Annotated in this window: 11 protein-coding genes; 1 reads left to right on the forward strand and 10 read right to left on the reverse strand. The window is 69.2% G+C overall.

All coding sequences use genetic code 11. The features are described from left to right. Positions 1 to 98: 98 nt before the first annotated feature. The 3 genes from B4V06_RS04945 to pheS form a co-directional block, all read right to left on the reverse strand. Entirely contained in the window at positions 99 to 263 is a 165-nt protein-coding gene (locus B4V06_RS04945; RefSeq protein WP_158606066.1) for a hypothetical protein, read from the reverse strand. A 107-nt stretch (positions 264 to 370) separates the two neighbouring features. Then, positions 371 to 2,107 (reverse strand): phenylalanine--tRNA ligase subunit beta, encoded by a 1,737-nt coding sequence (gene pheT, locus B4V06_RS04950; protein WP_498167931.1) that lies wholly within the window; start codon positions 2,105 to 2,107, stop codon positions 371 to 373. Then, complete coding sequence (gene pheS, locus B4V06_RS04955; protein WP_123113336.1) at positions 2,107 to 3,615, reverse strand: phenylalanine--tRNA ligase subunit alpha; 1,509 nt, start codon at positions 3,613 to 3,615, stop codon at positions 2,107 to 2,109. The genes pheT and pheS overlap by 1 nt, the downstream gene beginning before the upstream one ends. 370 nt (positions 3,616 to 3,985) lie before the next feature. On the opposite strand from pheS, the gene B4V06_RS04960 reads away from it, so the two are divergent. Then, a complete protein-coding gene (locus B4V06_RS04960) occupies positions 3,986 to 4,291 on the forward strand; it encodes a HalOD1 output domain-containing protein (protein WP_123113335.1) in 306 nt (101 codons plus the stop codon). Positions 4,292 to 4,352: 61 nt separating this feature from the next. Here the strand turns inward: B4V06_RS04960 and B4V06_RS04965 are convergent, their stop codons facing one another. Genes B4V06_RS04965 through B4V06_RS04995 form a run of 7 tightly spaced genes read right to left on the reverse strand, consistent with a single transcriptional unit; the run spans position 4,353 to position 13,670 of the window. After that, positions 4,353 to 5,081 (reverse strand): peptidase, encoded by a 729-nt coding sequence (locus B4V06_RS04965; protein ID WP_498167934.1) that lies wholly within the window; start codon positions 5,079 to 5,081, stop codon positions 4,353 to 4,355. A 58-nt stretch (positions 5,082 to 5,139) separates the two neighbouring features. Beyond that, a complete protein-coding gene (locus tag B4V06_RS04970) occupies positions 5,140 to 5,790 on the reverse strand; it encodes a MinD/ParA family ATP-binding protein (RefSeq protein WP_498167937.1) in 651 nt (216 codons plus the stop codon). Next, complete coding sequence (locus B4V06_RS04975) at positions 5,787 to 6,497, reverse strand: DUF7857 domain-containing protein (protein WP_498167940.1); 711 nt, start codon at positions 6,495 to 6,497, stop codon at positions 5,787 to 5,789. Before B4V06_RS04975 ends, B4V06_RS04970 begins: the two co-directional genes overlap by 4 nt. Before the next feature lie 52 nt (positions 6,498 to 6,549). Continuing rightward, the gene (locus tag B4V06_RS04980; RefSeq protein ID WP_498167943.1) at positions 6,550 to 7,329 is read right to left on the reverse strand and encodes a DUF7856 family protein; all 780 of its coding nucleotides are present in this window, start codon (positions 7,327 to 7,329) and stop codon (positions 6,550 to 6,552) included. Further along, a complete protein-coding gene (locus tag B4V06_RS04985; protein WP_498167946.1) occupies positions 7,326 to 7,664 on the reverse strand; it encodes a DUF7855 family protein in 339 nt (112 codons plus the stop codon). Before B4V06_RS04985 ends, B4V06_RS04980 begins: the two co-directional genes overlap by 4 nt. 39 nt (positions 7,665 to 7,703) lie before the next feature. Beyond that, positions 7,704 to 8,057: a DUF7854 family protein gene (locus tag B4V06_RS04990; protein WP_498167949.1), complete on the reverse strand. Its 354-nt coding sequence runs from the start codon at positions 8,055 to 8,057 to the stop codon at positions 7,704 to 7,706. Next, complete coding sequence (locus tag B4V06_RS04995) at positions 8,058 to 13,670, reverse strand: LAGLIDADG family homing endonuclease (protein WP_498167952.1); 5,613 nt, start codon at positions 13,668 to 13,670, stop codon at positions 8,058 to 8,060. Between the last annotated feature and the right edge of the window lie 28 nt (positions 13,671 to 13,698).

Raw genomic sequence — 13,698 nt, forward strand, 5'->3', positions numbered from 1 at the left:
TTGCCGGGCGAGCGGAGCGAGCCCGGGAAAAAGGTGCAACTGGGACGTTCCGGTGGGAAGGGGGGTTCGAGGGGTAGCCGCGGTTCCGAGCCGTCAGGCTACTGTACCACGGACCGTCCCGCGGCGTCCGCGGGCGCCTGCGTGTCCGGCCGCTCCGTGACCGCGTCCCACTCCTCGGAACACGTCACGCAGAGGTAGTAGGCGAACCCGTCGACGTCGCAGTGGCGGACCGGCGCGTCGGCGCCGCACTTCTCACAGTTCATACGAAGTTCCTTCGACAACCGATACAAATACTTTCTGTTCCCGATCTCACGATCCTAAATGCTCGTGAAACCGTCCGATCCGGCGGTTTCGCCGGCGGTCGCTCCGGCTAGCGCAGCGCGTCGAGGTCGAACTCGAAGGCCGCGACCGGCACTTCGAGGTCGTGCTCGACGAGGACCGCGGGATGGACCTCGCCGATCACGCCGACGGTCTCGCCGTCGATCTCGACCGCGGCGGTCCGTCCGTCGATGAACGACGGGTGCTCGGTGCGGGGCGTCGCGAGTTCCGCTCCGAAGTCGTCGCACACCGCCTGCAGGCGCCCCTTCGCGGCCTCGTAGGAGGCGTCGCGACGGGCGACCGCGCCGGCGACGCGGCGGCGCTCGGCGACGCTTGTGTTCTCCGACTCGTCGCGCTCGGCGACGAAGCCGACCTCCGCGACGTCCTGCGGGTAGGCGTTGTGGGTGTTCCGCTCCAACAGCATGACGAGCGAGGGGAGCGCCCACGTGCGGAGCTGGGTGTACTCCTCGCTGTACGGCTCCGTGATCTCGACGGGCTCGCCGCCGCCGAAGGCGTCGCTTCCCGCCTCCAGGTTCATCCGGTCGTAGTTCTCGGTCCCGCTCGTCATGTGGAAGTTGAGCAGGTCCTCGAAGCCGAGTCCGACGAGGCTCGTCCGGACCGCGTCCTCCAGCCGGGAGCGCTCGTGGCGCCCGCCGACGGTCCCCACGTCGGGGTAGCGCGGCTCCAACTCGTCGAAGCCGTACGCGCGCCCCACGTCGTCGACGAGGTCGAGCGGGTGGAGCACGTCGACGCGGTACGGCGGGATTTCCACCTCGTAGGTCACGTCCTCGTCGAGGGTGTAGTCGGCGTCGAGCCCGGCGCGCTCGAAGCAGTCGACGACCGCCTCGGGCTCGAAGTCGACGCCGAGCAGCGTCTCGATGCGGTCGTGGCCCACCGACTTCTCGTCGACGTCGAGGTTCGGCCGGACCAGCTCCGCGCCGTACTCGTCGGGGGCGGCCGCGCCGTCGGCGTAGTTCACCTCGACCTCCTCGATCGTCGCGCCGCGGGCGGAGAGCGCGTAGCAGACGATGGTGCACATCCGGTCGATCGTCCACTGGTCGGTGCCGGTGAGCTCGACGAACAGCTCGCGGGAGCCCGTCGTCACCTCGGTCCGCTTCCCGTTGATGACGGGCGGGAACGAGAAGAGCCCGAGCTCGTCGTAGATGGCGGGGTAGCGGTCGAAGTCCTCGACGAGGTCGGCGTACGTCCGGCCCGTGTCGTGCTCGTCGAGCACCTCGCTCGGCGTCAGCTCGTCGTTCGCGTCCAGCGGGACGAACGTGTCGCCGTCGGGCTCGACGCCGCGGTAGGTGATCGACGGCTCCGACCCCTCCTGCAGCGGGGCGCCCTTGAGCATCGCGAGGTCGTGGATCCCGATCGCGCCCTTCGCGCGGCCGCGACCCATCGTCGCGTGCAGCTTCTCCTGCAGCTGGATCAGCGACTCGAGCGCGCCCTCGTCGAGGTCGACGCCGCGGATCACGGCGCCCGTGACGTACGGGCGCTCGTCGGGGACCGACTCATCGACCTCGATGGTCCACTCGGGGTCGTTCGTCTCGGGGACGTAGACGCCGCGGTCGTCGCCGTAGTGGTAGCGCAGCGAGCGCGCGACGCCCTCGACCGAGAGCCGGTCGAGCCGGTCGGGCGCGAACTCGAACTGGAGGAGCCCGTCGTCGGTCTCGCCCTCGAACTCTAAGCCGAGCCCGAACAGGTCCTGCTTGAACTCCTCGTCGGTGGTGTCGGTGCGGCCGGTGAGCCCGCGCAGCTCGTCGGTGTCGATGTCGACGACGGGCATCAGTAGCTCACCTCCGCGTCGCGCAGGAACTCGATGTCAGCCAAGGTCCCGTGGAGGTCGCGGATGTCCTCCGCGCCCGTCGTCAGCATCGCGAGCCGTTCGAGGGCGAGCCCCCACGCCATCACGTCGCAGTCGACGCCGAGCGGCCCGGTGACCTCCTCGCGGAAGACGCCGGAGTTGCCGATCTCGATCTCCTCGCCCGTCTCCGGGTGTTCCCCGAACAGCTCGAAGGAGGGCTCCGTGTACGGGTTGTAGTGTGGCTTGAACCGGATGTCGGTGATCCCGAACTGCCGGTAGAACTCTTCGAAGGTGCCCATCAGGTCGCGCACCGAGAGGTCCTCGGCCATCACCCACCCCTCGATCTGGAAGAACTCAAGGAGGTGCGTCGGGTCGAGCGTGTCGTTGCGGTACACCTTCTCGACGGAGAAGTAGCGCTGGGGCGGCTCCAGCTCTGCGCCGGCGATCCCCGAGAGGTACCGCATCGACAGCGACGTGGTGTGGCCCCGCAGCGCGACCTCGCGGGCGAACTCCTCGGACCACGGCGAGTGGTAGCCGTCGCCGTCCTCCCCCCACCCGTCCCGGTGGGCCGACTCGACCCGCCGGATCAGCTCCTCCGGAATCGACTCCATCGGGTCGACGTCCAGCGCGAACCGGTCCCAGTGGGTCCGCGCCGGGTGGTCCTGCGGCATGAACAGGCAGTCGTTGATCCAGAAGTCGCTGTCGGCGTGGGGGCCCTCCATCTCCTGGAATCCCATGCCGACCAGGACGTCCTTCACGCGGTCGGCGGTCCGCCGGAGCACGTGTTTCCGGCCGCCGGAGACGCCGGGCGCGTCGGCCTCGACGTTGTACTCGGCGAACTCCACGTCGCGCCACTCGCCGCTGGCGAGCAGCTCCGGGGTGAGCTCCGAGACGGTCTCGGTCGCCTCCACGCCCGTCATCAGGGCGTCGACGCCGTCGTCGGTCAGCGTCACCGACCGCGTGACCGACTCGCCGCGGTCGACGAGCCCGCGGGAGTCCAGCTGGTCGAGGACCGCGTCCTCGACCGCGGGGTCGTCTCCCCCGGCGAGCGCCGCGAGCGCGGCCGCCTCGGAGTCGGCGTCGGGGTCGGCGTCAGCGTCGACCGTCAGCTCGCCCGAATCGATCGCGCCGAACCCCTTCCGCGCGAAGTTCGAGAGGGCGATGTCGACCTCGGGGCCGTCAAGGTCGGCCTCGCCGATGACCCGTCCCATCGAGACCGCGGACTCGTCGGCGCCGAGCGCGAGCCCGGCCCGGTAGAGCCGCGTCTCGGGGAGCCCGTCGTCGACGTAGCGCCGTCCCTCGTCGGTGAGATCGGCCGTCTCCGCGGTGCGCTCGGCGACGGAGCAGAGGCCCTCGTCGCGGAGGTCGAAGGCGGCGCCGACGACCGTCTCGGGCTTTAAGCCCGTCTCCGTCGCGATCTCGTCTATCGTCCGTTCGTCCGTCGCGCTCGCGGCCTCGAGGACCGCGAGCTGTCGTTCCGGGAGTCGCATTCGAGTTGTATCCATACGCGTGTGGCTGGTTGGTAACGGTTCCGGCACGTCGCTCTCGCGGGACGGCGCGGGGCGGTCGACCTCCTCCCGCACCATCCCGTCGCCGCCGAACCGCGCGGTTTCGCCGCCCGACCGCGGGGCGGGTCCGCCGCGCGCCGGTTACTTAAAAAAGCGCTCGAACGCGTCGCCGTCGGCTCTCCGAGCGATACCCGCCGTGGCGCGTTCGAGTGCCATGCGATCCCGTGACGCGTGAGTCCCGTTAACCGTTTCGCTCCGGTCGGGGCCGATCCGCCCCCACCGACTGATCCGCATTATCTGGTTTGATTACCGGCGCCGAGAGCTTATATACCGGAGCGGAGTTCGGACCGGTATGAGCAGTGTCCCGACAAGCGCTTCCAACGCCGGCTCGATTTCCGGACCGGTCCGCGTCGCCCACGGCCGTACCGACCGATCCCCGAGCCGCGCGGTCGTCGAGGCGCTCGCGGACCTCGCCGGCGTCGCCACCGATGCGCTCGCCGCCGAGACCGGCATCGTCCTGTACGATCACGTCGACCCCGACGCGCTCGACGCGCTCGTCGAGCACCGTCCCGACGGCGAGATCGCCCTCTCCTTTTCCGTCGACGAGTACGACGTGCGGGTCGACCGCGACGCGGTCGTCGCTCGCGTCGACGAGTAGCGCCCCCGAGCCTCTCTCTCTCTCCCGTCAACGAGTAGCGCCCCCGAGCCTCTCGCTCCCGTCAGTTCTCGTCTTCCGCCCGCTCCCGGAGCGCCGCGATCCGATCGCCGAGCGGCGGCTGCACCTCGAACCACGTCGACCAGTCGCCCGTCTCTGGCTCGACGCCCCGAACGGCGGCGACGCGCTCGAAGGCGTCGGCGACGCGCTCCGCGCCGACCGCGTCCGCGGCGCGGGCGTCGGCCGCGTACTGCACACGTCGTCCGACCCAGAACGCGGCGACTCCGACGGCGACGAGCGATGCGAAGCCGGCCTGAAACGGCACCGCTACCGTCACGATCGCCGCCAGGATCGCGAGCACCGCCGCGATCGCGATCGCGCGGAACTCGCCGTAGTACGTCTCGACGCGCCCCGCCTCGGCCGCGAGGAGCCCGGTCGCGACGTCCTCGTCGAGGCCGCCGAGCACGCTCTCTGTGACGAACAGGACCCGCCTGCCCGGCGGGCCGCGCACGGCGACTTCGACCCGTCCGATGTCCGACCCGTCTTCGTCGGCGGTCGTTTCCTCGCTCGCCCCCCCGTCTCTCGTCCCCTCATCGCTCGTCGCCCCGTCGGTCTCGATCGCGACCCGCTCCACGCCGAGGCCGGCGGTCTCGCGGAGCGACGTGAGCCGCCTCCGCTCCGCGTCCGTCGGTTCCCGCAGGTCGCGGAAGCGGTCGGCGGCGTACAGCGGTCCGACCTCGACCGCGAGGAAGCCGACGACGGCGACGCCGACGAGGAACGCGACCGTGAGCATGGCTCTCCCTCCGTTCCGGACCGAATAAAACGACCCGATGTCCCGCGCCCAGTACCCGTCAGCGGGGGACCCGCTCGGCCAGGTTCCGAATCGCCCCCGCCGCGTCGCTGTCCGGCGCGGCGTCGACGACCGGGCGCTCCGCGGCGACGGAGCGACCGACTCGCGGGTCCGCGGGGATCACCGCCGCGGGCGCGCCCAGCGCGTCGGCGACGGCCTCGGTCGGCGGCTCTTCGGTCACCCGGTTGACGGCGCAGCCGACGAGGCCGGCGTCGAGCTCGCGGGCCAGCTCCCGCGTCCGGATCGCGTCGGCCAGCGCGAACGCCCGCGGGGAGACGACCAGCAGGCACGCGTCCGCGACCGCGAGCGGGACGCCGGCGTCCGCCCGTCGGCCGGCCGGACAGTCGAGGACGACGACCCCGCGCTCCCGCTCGATCGCTGCGATCGCGTCTCCGAGGGCCGAGAGGTCGCAGGCGCGGGCGCCGGCGAGCGTCCGACCGCAGGGGGCGACGTCCACCGGCCCGGCCCGAACGATCTCGGTCGGATCGGCGCGCCCCGCGAGCACGTCGTGGAGGTCCGGACCGCCTCCACCGGGGAGGTCGGCCATGCCGAGGTCCGCGTCGACCGCGACCGCGTCGAGCGCGGCGGCGACGTTGTACGCGAGCGTGGTCTTCCCGACGCCGCCCTTGCCGCCGGCGACGGCGAGGATCACGCGAGCCGCTCCAGCGCCTCGATCGGCGCGTCCGTCGCCGCGGCGCGCTCCGCCAGCGCCGCGGCGCGCTCGCTCACCGCCCGGAGCCGCTCCGCGTCCGCCGCCACGCGCTCGTCGAGGTCGGCGAGCGCGTCGACGCCGCCGGCGTCTGCGACCGCGTCCGTCGCCGTCGCCACGTCTGCGTCGGTCAGCTGCTCCGCCCGATCGACCCGCGCCTCGACCGCGGCGAACCAGTCGTCGACCGCATCGGGGCCCGCGCTCTCCGGCTCGTCGGCATCGCAGTCCTCGTTGTCCTCGCCGGTCACCCGTTCCCCGTCGACCGCCGCGCGCGGCGGCCGATGGTCACCGAGGTCGCGGAGTGCGGTCGCCACCGCCGACCCGCCGGCGGAGTCGTCGCTCGAACCGACGACTCCGCCGGCAGGTTCGTCCGGGCCGACGGGGTCGATCTCGGCGATCTCCACCGGCGGCTCGACGGGCCGGGTCGGCACGGCGAAGCCGAACCCGTGTCGCTCCTCCGGACCGATCCGCAGCGTCACGCCGTCGGCGTCCCAGCCGTCCACCGGCACGCCGGCCCGCCGTGGCGGCAACACGGGCGCGTCGAACCGGCTCTCGATCCGCACGCGGCGCGGGCCGGCGTCGCCGTTGCGTAGCCGACAGCGCACCAACGACACGTCGCCCGCTCGGTCGACGGTCCACGAGAGGTCCATACGTCGGCTGTCGCGGAATCGTATTTAACTATCGACCCGACACCGACGCCGATCACGGGTCCGGTGCGGCGTCCGGACGAGCGATCGGTACGTCGAGCACCGCCTCCGGCGGTCTCGACCCTCGCTCGGCGAGCCAGCGCGCGGCCTCGCGGCCGAGCGTGACCGGCGCGTCGAGGTCGGCGATCCGAACCGCCGCAAGCGACGCGGCGAGCCGCGGCCCGTCGTACTCCGACGGCCCCGACCCGGCACTTGACGGGTCGCCGTCGGGGACGGCACCGAGCGCGTCGCGGAACGCCGGGTACACGTCGGCCGCGAGCTCGCGGCGCGCCTCTCGCCGCCGGTTCCGCAGTCGGTCTTCGAGTTCGAGCCGTCGCTCGCGCTCGTCGCGGGCGGCGGCGGCCCGCTCGCGCGCCCGTTCGAGCGCCTGCTCCGCCGCGATCCGTTCCGTCTGCGCGTTCGAGAGCTCCGCCGCGGCGGACTCGAGGTCGTCGAGCGTCTCGTCCGTCTCCGCCTCGACGGCCCGCCGCGCCCGGACGTCGCCGCGGAGCGCCGCGACGCGCTCTTTTAAGTGCTCCTCCTCGCCGCTTGCTTCCGCGACCCGCCGCCGGGCCGCGGCGAGGTCGACCGACTCGACCTCGATCGCCGCGATCTCGTCGCGGAGCCGACCGAGCTCGTCGCTCACCGACGACCCGTGTCCCCGCGACCGGGCCGCCGCCGCGAGCTCCTGCCGGAGGCTGGTCCCGGTCGGCACTCGTCCGAGGACCGTCGCTGGCACGGGGACCGAGGAATCACTCGGATCTGCCGGCCGCGCCGGATCCGACCCGCCGGTCACAGCTCCTCGCCCTTCAGCCGCTCCGGGTCCGGGTGCTCCGTCCCGGCGGCGAAGGCGGCGTACGGCGTCGCCGCCGTGTCCCGGTTCGCGTACGCGCTCGCGGCCTCGCGGACCGACTCGTCCAGCGCGACGAACTCGTTGAACGGCTCCGTCCGCTCGATCTGGACGGCACCGCCGTGCGACTCGCGGAGCCGCACGGCGAGGAACGCGGCGTACTTCGTCGCGTCGAGCAGCGCCGCCCGTCCGAACCGCCGGACGACCGGCTCCTCGTGGCGTCGACACAGGTTCCGGAGGCCGGTGCGGGCCGCCTCCGAATACGTCACGATCAGCAGCACGGACGCGGCTGATCGAGGGCGGAACTTATCGGTTCCGAACTACTTCGAATCGCCTACCCGTTCGACCTCGAACTCGGGGACTGCGTCGTTTTCGAGGTCTGTCAGATCTCTCTGACGTTCGGTTTCTCTCGCGCCGCTCGCGTCGTCCGCGTCGATCCCGGAGAGCGCGAGCACGCGCTCGCGCGCCGCCGGCGCCGACGGCGCCACGACGACCCGCCCGTCGACCGGATCCTCGCCGACCGCGCGGAACACGTCGTCGTCGCCGTCGAACTCCGTGGCGTAGGTCCGGAGCACCGCCGCCACCCGCCGCTCCGTGTCGGCGAGGTCGGCCTCGCCGTTCTCGAACGCGCGCAGGGCGTCCTCGACGTTCCGTATCGCTGAGATGCGGTCCATCTACGTCGTCCGGAGGTGCCCCTGCTTCGGTTCGTACACCTCGCCCTTCGTCCGGAGCTTCTCGATCTCCTGTTCGGCTTTCCCGGGGTCCATCCCGATCTCGCCGGCGCGGTCGAGCACCTCTTCGATGGGCGCGCCCTCTTGGTACTCCTCCTCGATGTCCGCGATCAGTCCCTTGATGTTCTTGATGCGGTCGCGCTGGCTCTTGGAGGTGCCCGTCTCCACCACGTCGGCGTCGAACTGCCCCGTCTCGGGGTCGACGCCGATGTCCTTGAGACAGGACTCGACGATGTCGGTCGCGCGGTCGGCGTCCTCGCGCTCGACGGTGTCCGAGAGCCGGAGCCGCGCGCTCGCCTCCGCGAGCCGCACCATCGCCTCCAGCTTCCGGGCGGTGACGGGCACCGGTGCGTCCTCGTCGGCGCCCTTCGAGCGCAGGTCGACGTAGAACTCCTCGATCAGCTCCTTCGCCTCCTCCGTCATCGTCGGGTAACAGGAGCGCTTCGCGTGGGCGATGTACTTCCGAAGCAGCTCGGCGTCGATCTCCGGGGCGACCTCCTGGGTCACCTCCGCCACCTGCTCCGACGTGAACTCCGAGCTCGCCAGCTCCTCGCGCTGGGTGTTGAGCTCGCCGGCGTAGTTCGTCTTGATGATGTGTTTCGCCAGCCGGGAGTCGTGTTCGGGGTCCGGGCTGTCAGTCACCGTGAAGATCAGGTCGAACCGCGAGATGAGCGCGGGTTCGAGGTCGATCTGCTCGCCGATCGGCTCGTACTGGTCGAACCGGCCGTACTTCGGGTTCGCCGCGCCGAGGAGCGAACACCGCGCCTTCAGCGTCGCGTTGATCCCCGCCTTCGAGACGGAGATCTTCTGCTGTTCGAGCCCCTCGTGCATCGCGGAGCGGTCGGAGGAGTTGTGGACGACCACGCCGTTCGCGACGAAGTTGTGCGTCTCGTCGACGGTCAGGTCGTACACCTTCGGGCTCCGCCCGTCCTCGATCCGAGCCAGGAGCGAGCGCAGTTCGTCCTTGACGGCGCCGACTTCGGCTCCGATCGCTTCGTGGAGATCGCCGAGCCTGTCGGTCTCGACGGCCCCGGACAGCCACCGCGACACGGTCGCTTGATCCACGTCGAGCGACGAGGCCACGTCGGACTGACTGACGCCGTACGCCTCGAGCGCCGCCGATAGCTCCTCTCTCGTTTCCCCGACTGAATCGCGTTCAAGCAGACTCCGCGCGCGTCGTTCGATGCCCTCGACCGGACCGCCGAGAACCTCTGCAAGCCGCTGTCGGAGCACCTCGCGACGGTGTTCGGTCGACTCCGGCGGCACCGTTTCAACCGACTCGACGCGGCGCCACTTCACGTCGCCGCGGACGAACTCGCGAAGGTCGCCGAGGTCGGTCTTCGTAATCTCGATGAGGATCCCCCGAAGTCGGTCGGCCACCGTTCGCCGAGCAGAGTCGCTCTCGCCCCACTCGCGGGAAATCCGCTGTTGTGACAGCGCCGTTCCCTCAGCCAGTTCGGACTGCGAGACGTGATACCGGCCTCGAAGCTCGGAGATGGTTTCCCACGTCGGATCCTCGCCGAGCCGGTCTCTGTCTTCGGCGGCCGTCTCCAGTCTCTCCTCGAACGCGGTCAGCACCCGCTGCGCTCGATGGAGCGACACGTTCGCGGCGCCGCTCTCGAAGTCGTGATACGTGACCGCGTCGAGCCCGCACTCGCTCTGGTGAAGCCGGAGCGACTCGCGACACTCCGCGAGTAGGCCGTCTATCTCCGGAATCACGTCGAGAATCGTGCGGTCGCCGTCGGCGGCCTCGACGACGCAGTCGAGCGCCTCCGCCTTTCGGGTGGCGGTGAATCCGATAGCGCGGCGGAACGCCGCGAGCGAGTCCGCGTCCGTCACCGTGAGGTAGTACACGTCTCGGCCCCCGTTTCGTTCGCGGCGCTGGAGCTGGCTCGACACGCCGAACTGTAAGAGGAGGGTCCGCGCCCCTCGAAGCAGGTCTCGGCTCGCCGACGCTATCCGAACGTTACCCGCGGACTCGTCGACGTGGCCCTCGCTGTCGGCGAGCGCACGGACGAACGCGGCCTTCGCCGCACGGGTTCCGGTCGAAACAGGGGTCGGGAAGCACTTCTCGTCGTATCGACCGAGGTTCATCCCCGCGTCGAGGACGGCGTCGGCGTGTTCCTTCCCGGTGACTCGAACCGTCTCGGTGCCGTCGTCACGCTTCTCGCTCGGCGGACGGGTCGGTTCTGTACCGAACGCCTCCTGCGCCGCCCGCTCGAAGTCGGCCAGCAGTTCCTCGTCGGTGTTGGTGAACCGGACGCCGTAGACGCCCTCCTCCCGATCGTAGTAGACGTTCCCGTCGCCGGAGAGGTATCCGAGGACGCTCGCCATCGCGGCGTCGACTCCTCCGCTGTCACCGACGGACCCGGCGTCGATACTATCGCCTGCAGCCGCCACCGCTCCCGCGCCGTCCGTCGCTTTCGTCGGAATCTCGCGGGGGACGTACACCCAGTCGCCGTCGTCGAGCGCCGCCGCCTCGCGCTCGACGCGCTCGCCGTCGTCGAGGACGAAGAACGGGTGGTCCGCCGTCGCCGTCAGCGACTCGCCGGTCTCTGTCGTCACGCGGGTCAGCTCCGAGGGCGCGTCGTACTCGTGGACCGAGAACACGGGACGCTCGACCAGATCTCCCTCCTCGTCCATCGTCCAGACGTCCAGATCGACGTCGCGGATTCGTCGGCCGTTCGAGAGCTCCTCGATTTCGCCGTCTTCCGCGGCCTCCCGTGCCAGCTCGTCGATTCGCTCCACGCGCCCGTCGGCGAGCGAGACCAGCGTGTCGCCGGTCACGCAGTCCATCTTGTCCAGCTCGTCGACCGCGGCGATCCCCTTGTCTGCGAGGACAAGAGCACCGGCTTCGAGCGACCACTGCTGGCCGTCGCCGAAGTCGTCTCTCACAGCCGCGGCCGTATTGTGCGTCACGATCCCGTTTCCGAGGAAGTTGTGGGTGTCCGGGACCGTGAGGTCGAACACCTCTTTTTTTCCGGTGTGTTCGGCGTCAACGACTTCGTCCCAGACGAGGTCGGCGTCGGCAACCTCCTCGACATCCCCGGCGATCGCGCCGAGATCGAGACTATCCACGATGGCTTTCGCCCGGGAACGACTTGGGTTCTGCCCTTTTACGATATTCTGGCGGTATGCTGTAGACCCGCCGTCTGCCCGTGCGAGTGCGCTCCCCACCGGAAGCCGTTCACCACGCCGAGGCACGTCGCGGACGATGCTGCCTAGCGCCCGTGATTTTGCAGTCGACCGGAATCCGATCTGATCGGCGAACGCGTCGAGTTCCTTCCCATAAATGGCGAGGTGCGTTTGGATCGAAGTCGATTCGATTTCGTGTCCGTCCGCCCGTGTGTAGGTCCCGCGGCGGTCACGCTCACGGGTTCGCGAACGGACGCCGTACGTCTCCAACATCAGTTGGACTTGCTCCGCGAGTTCGCCACAGACGGTCGAGAACTGGACGCTCGATCCGCCGTCGTCACGTCCGCAAACTGACCCGTCCGCATCGAACAGGCCCCGGAGGAATGCGTCAGCGTGCTCCGCTGTCGTGAGTCCGGGATCGAGACGGATGTCGTCTCTCGGCGATTCGACGCCAACGTTGGCGAAAAAGCGGGCGACGGTCGCGCTGTGAAGACGAATGCAGGGGACACGCTCGTCCTGGTACTCGACCTGGACGGACCTCCCGAATTTGGCCTCGATGATATCGGCGGCCTGTTTCAGCAGGTCCGTGTCCGAGTTCGAGATCCGGACGTGACCGCGGTTGCCCCCTCGACGCGACACCATCACGTCGCCGTCACCGAAGACGAGTCCGATCAAATACATCAGATCCGCGTCGAACTTCTCGGGGATCGTCACACCGCTTCCGTGCCGAAGCATCGCCCGTTCGAGGCCGATGTCGTCGAGATGGACGTCGAGTGCATCGAGGACCGTATCGAGCTTTTCGCGTGGAATGTGACGGTTCGAGAGCGTGTCGTAAATAAAGTCCTCCGAGAGATCGAGTTCGGCGGCCGCGTTACGAAGCGTCCCGAACTCCTCGCAGAGACGAGTGCGGAGGCGTTCGATCGACTCGTCCGTCGGTTTCAGCTTTTCACCCGTGAACTCGACGTACTCACGAACTGACGGCGATGACCGGTCGATCCCGGTGTATCGGGGAACTGCGACGTGGTCGCCAACACCGACCTCCGAAATCTCGCGCCACTCGATGCCGTGCTCGTCACAGACGAGAACCGGCGTATTGACCGACGCTTCGAGATCCTTTCCGTGTGCCGTCTCGATCCGCCGACAGGACTTCTCGGGCATTCGCCACACGTGAGAACTCTCTGCGAGCTCGATCGAGCCGTTGGCACGGTCGAACGTGTACAGATCGCGCGTCGATTCTGCGGCCGTTTCGATCTCGACCGGATCGGGATGCCGGTCTGTGGCGATCTCCCGAATCGGGACGAACCCGTCGCTCGTGTGAATCTTCGTGTCACCAACTACGCAAAGCCCCGCAGCAGATGATCCTTTACCAGACGTATAAACTGACCTTGGAGCAATATTCTCGACATAACTGATCATTTGAGACTTTCCCGTACCCGGATCCCCGATCAGGAGCATATGCAGGTCCCCGCGGATCCGCGAGCCGTCGGGGAGGTGTTTGGTGACGCCGGAGAACAGCTGGAGAATCATCGCGAGCTTCTCCTCCTCGTAGCCGTAGATGGCCGGGGCAATGGAGCCGACCATCGCCTCGTAGATGTCGTCGCGGTTGGAGAGCTCGATGATCTCGCGTTTGTCCGCCTCGGTGATGTCCATGTCCTCGAACTCCTCGTCCTCGATAGAGATGGAGACGCCGTCCATGTACAGATCGAAGATGGCGGACTTCTCGTTGCCCTGCTCGACCTGCTCGATGTGGAGGACGCCGACGCAGGTGACGTGGTCGCCGGGGCTCACCTTCCCGGTGATGTCGTCGACGATGTCGACGTCCAGCGACTGGGGGGTCTCCCCGCCGCGGAGCCCCTCGGGCGACTCCTGAATGCGGAGCTTCTGGGAGTCGATGAACTCCGACTGGTCGAAGTTAACGCGGAAGGGGCCCTGCCGCTCGCAGCCCTGACACTCGTGGGGCTCCTGGAAGCCGCCGTCGCTCTGGGGGATGTACGTCATCGTGCCGCAGCGCTGGCACTCGAAGGCGGCCTCGGTCACCTTTGGGCGGACGTCGGTCGCCTTGCGGACGATCCCCTTGACCGAGACGAGCTTCCCGATGTGGTCGTCGTGGACGCGGATCCCGCGGATGTCGATGCTCTCGGGGAGGTTCTCGATGCGGACGTGCGCGCGGCCGAGGCTGACGTCGGCGGGGAGGTCGTAGAGCCGCAGCGCCTCCTCGGCGTACTCGCGCATCTGATCCGGCTTCGTGCGGAAGTCCTCCGCGAGGTCGCGGTCGAACTGGAACAGATCGTCGTAGTCGACGTACAGGGAGCGCTGTTCGTTGGGGTATCGCTGCGCGAGGGTGCCGATCTCCTCGCGGTAGTAGTTGCGGTAGAACTGAATGAACCGCTCCGTGAGGTCCTGATTCCCGGCCTGAGCCATTACGAAATCCCTTCGTCGCCATCACGTA

It is taken from the genome of Halorubrum sp. B53 (assembly GCF_059752395.1).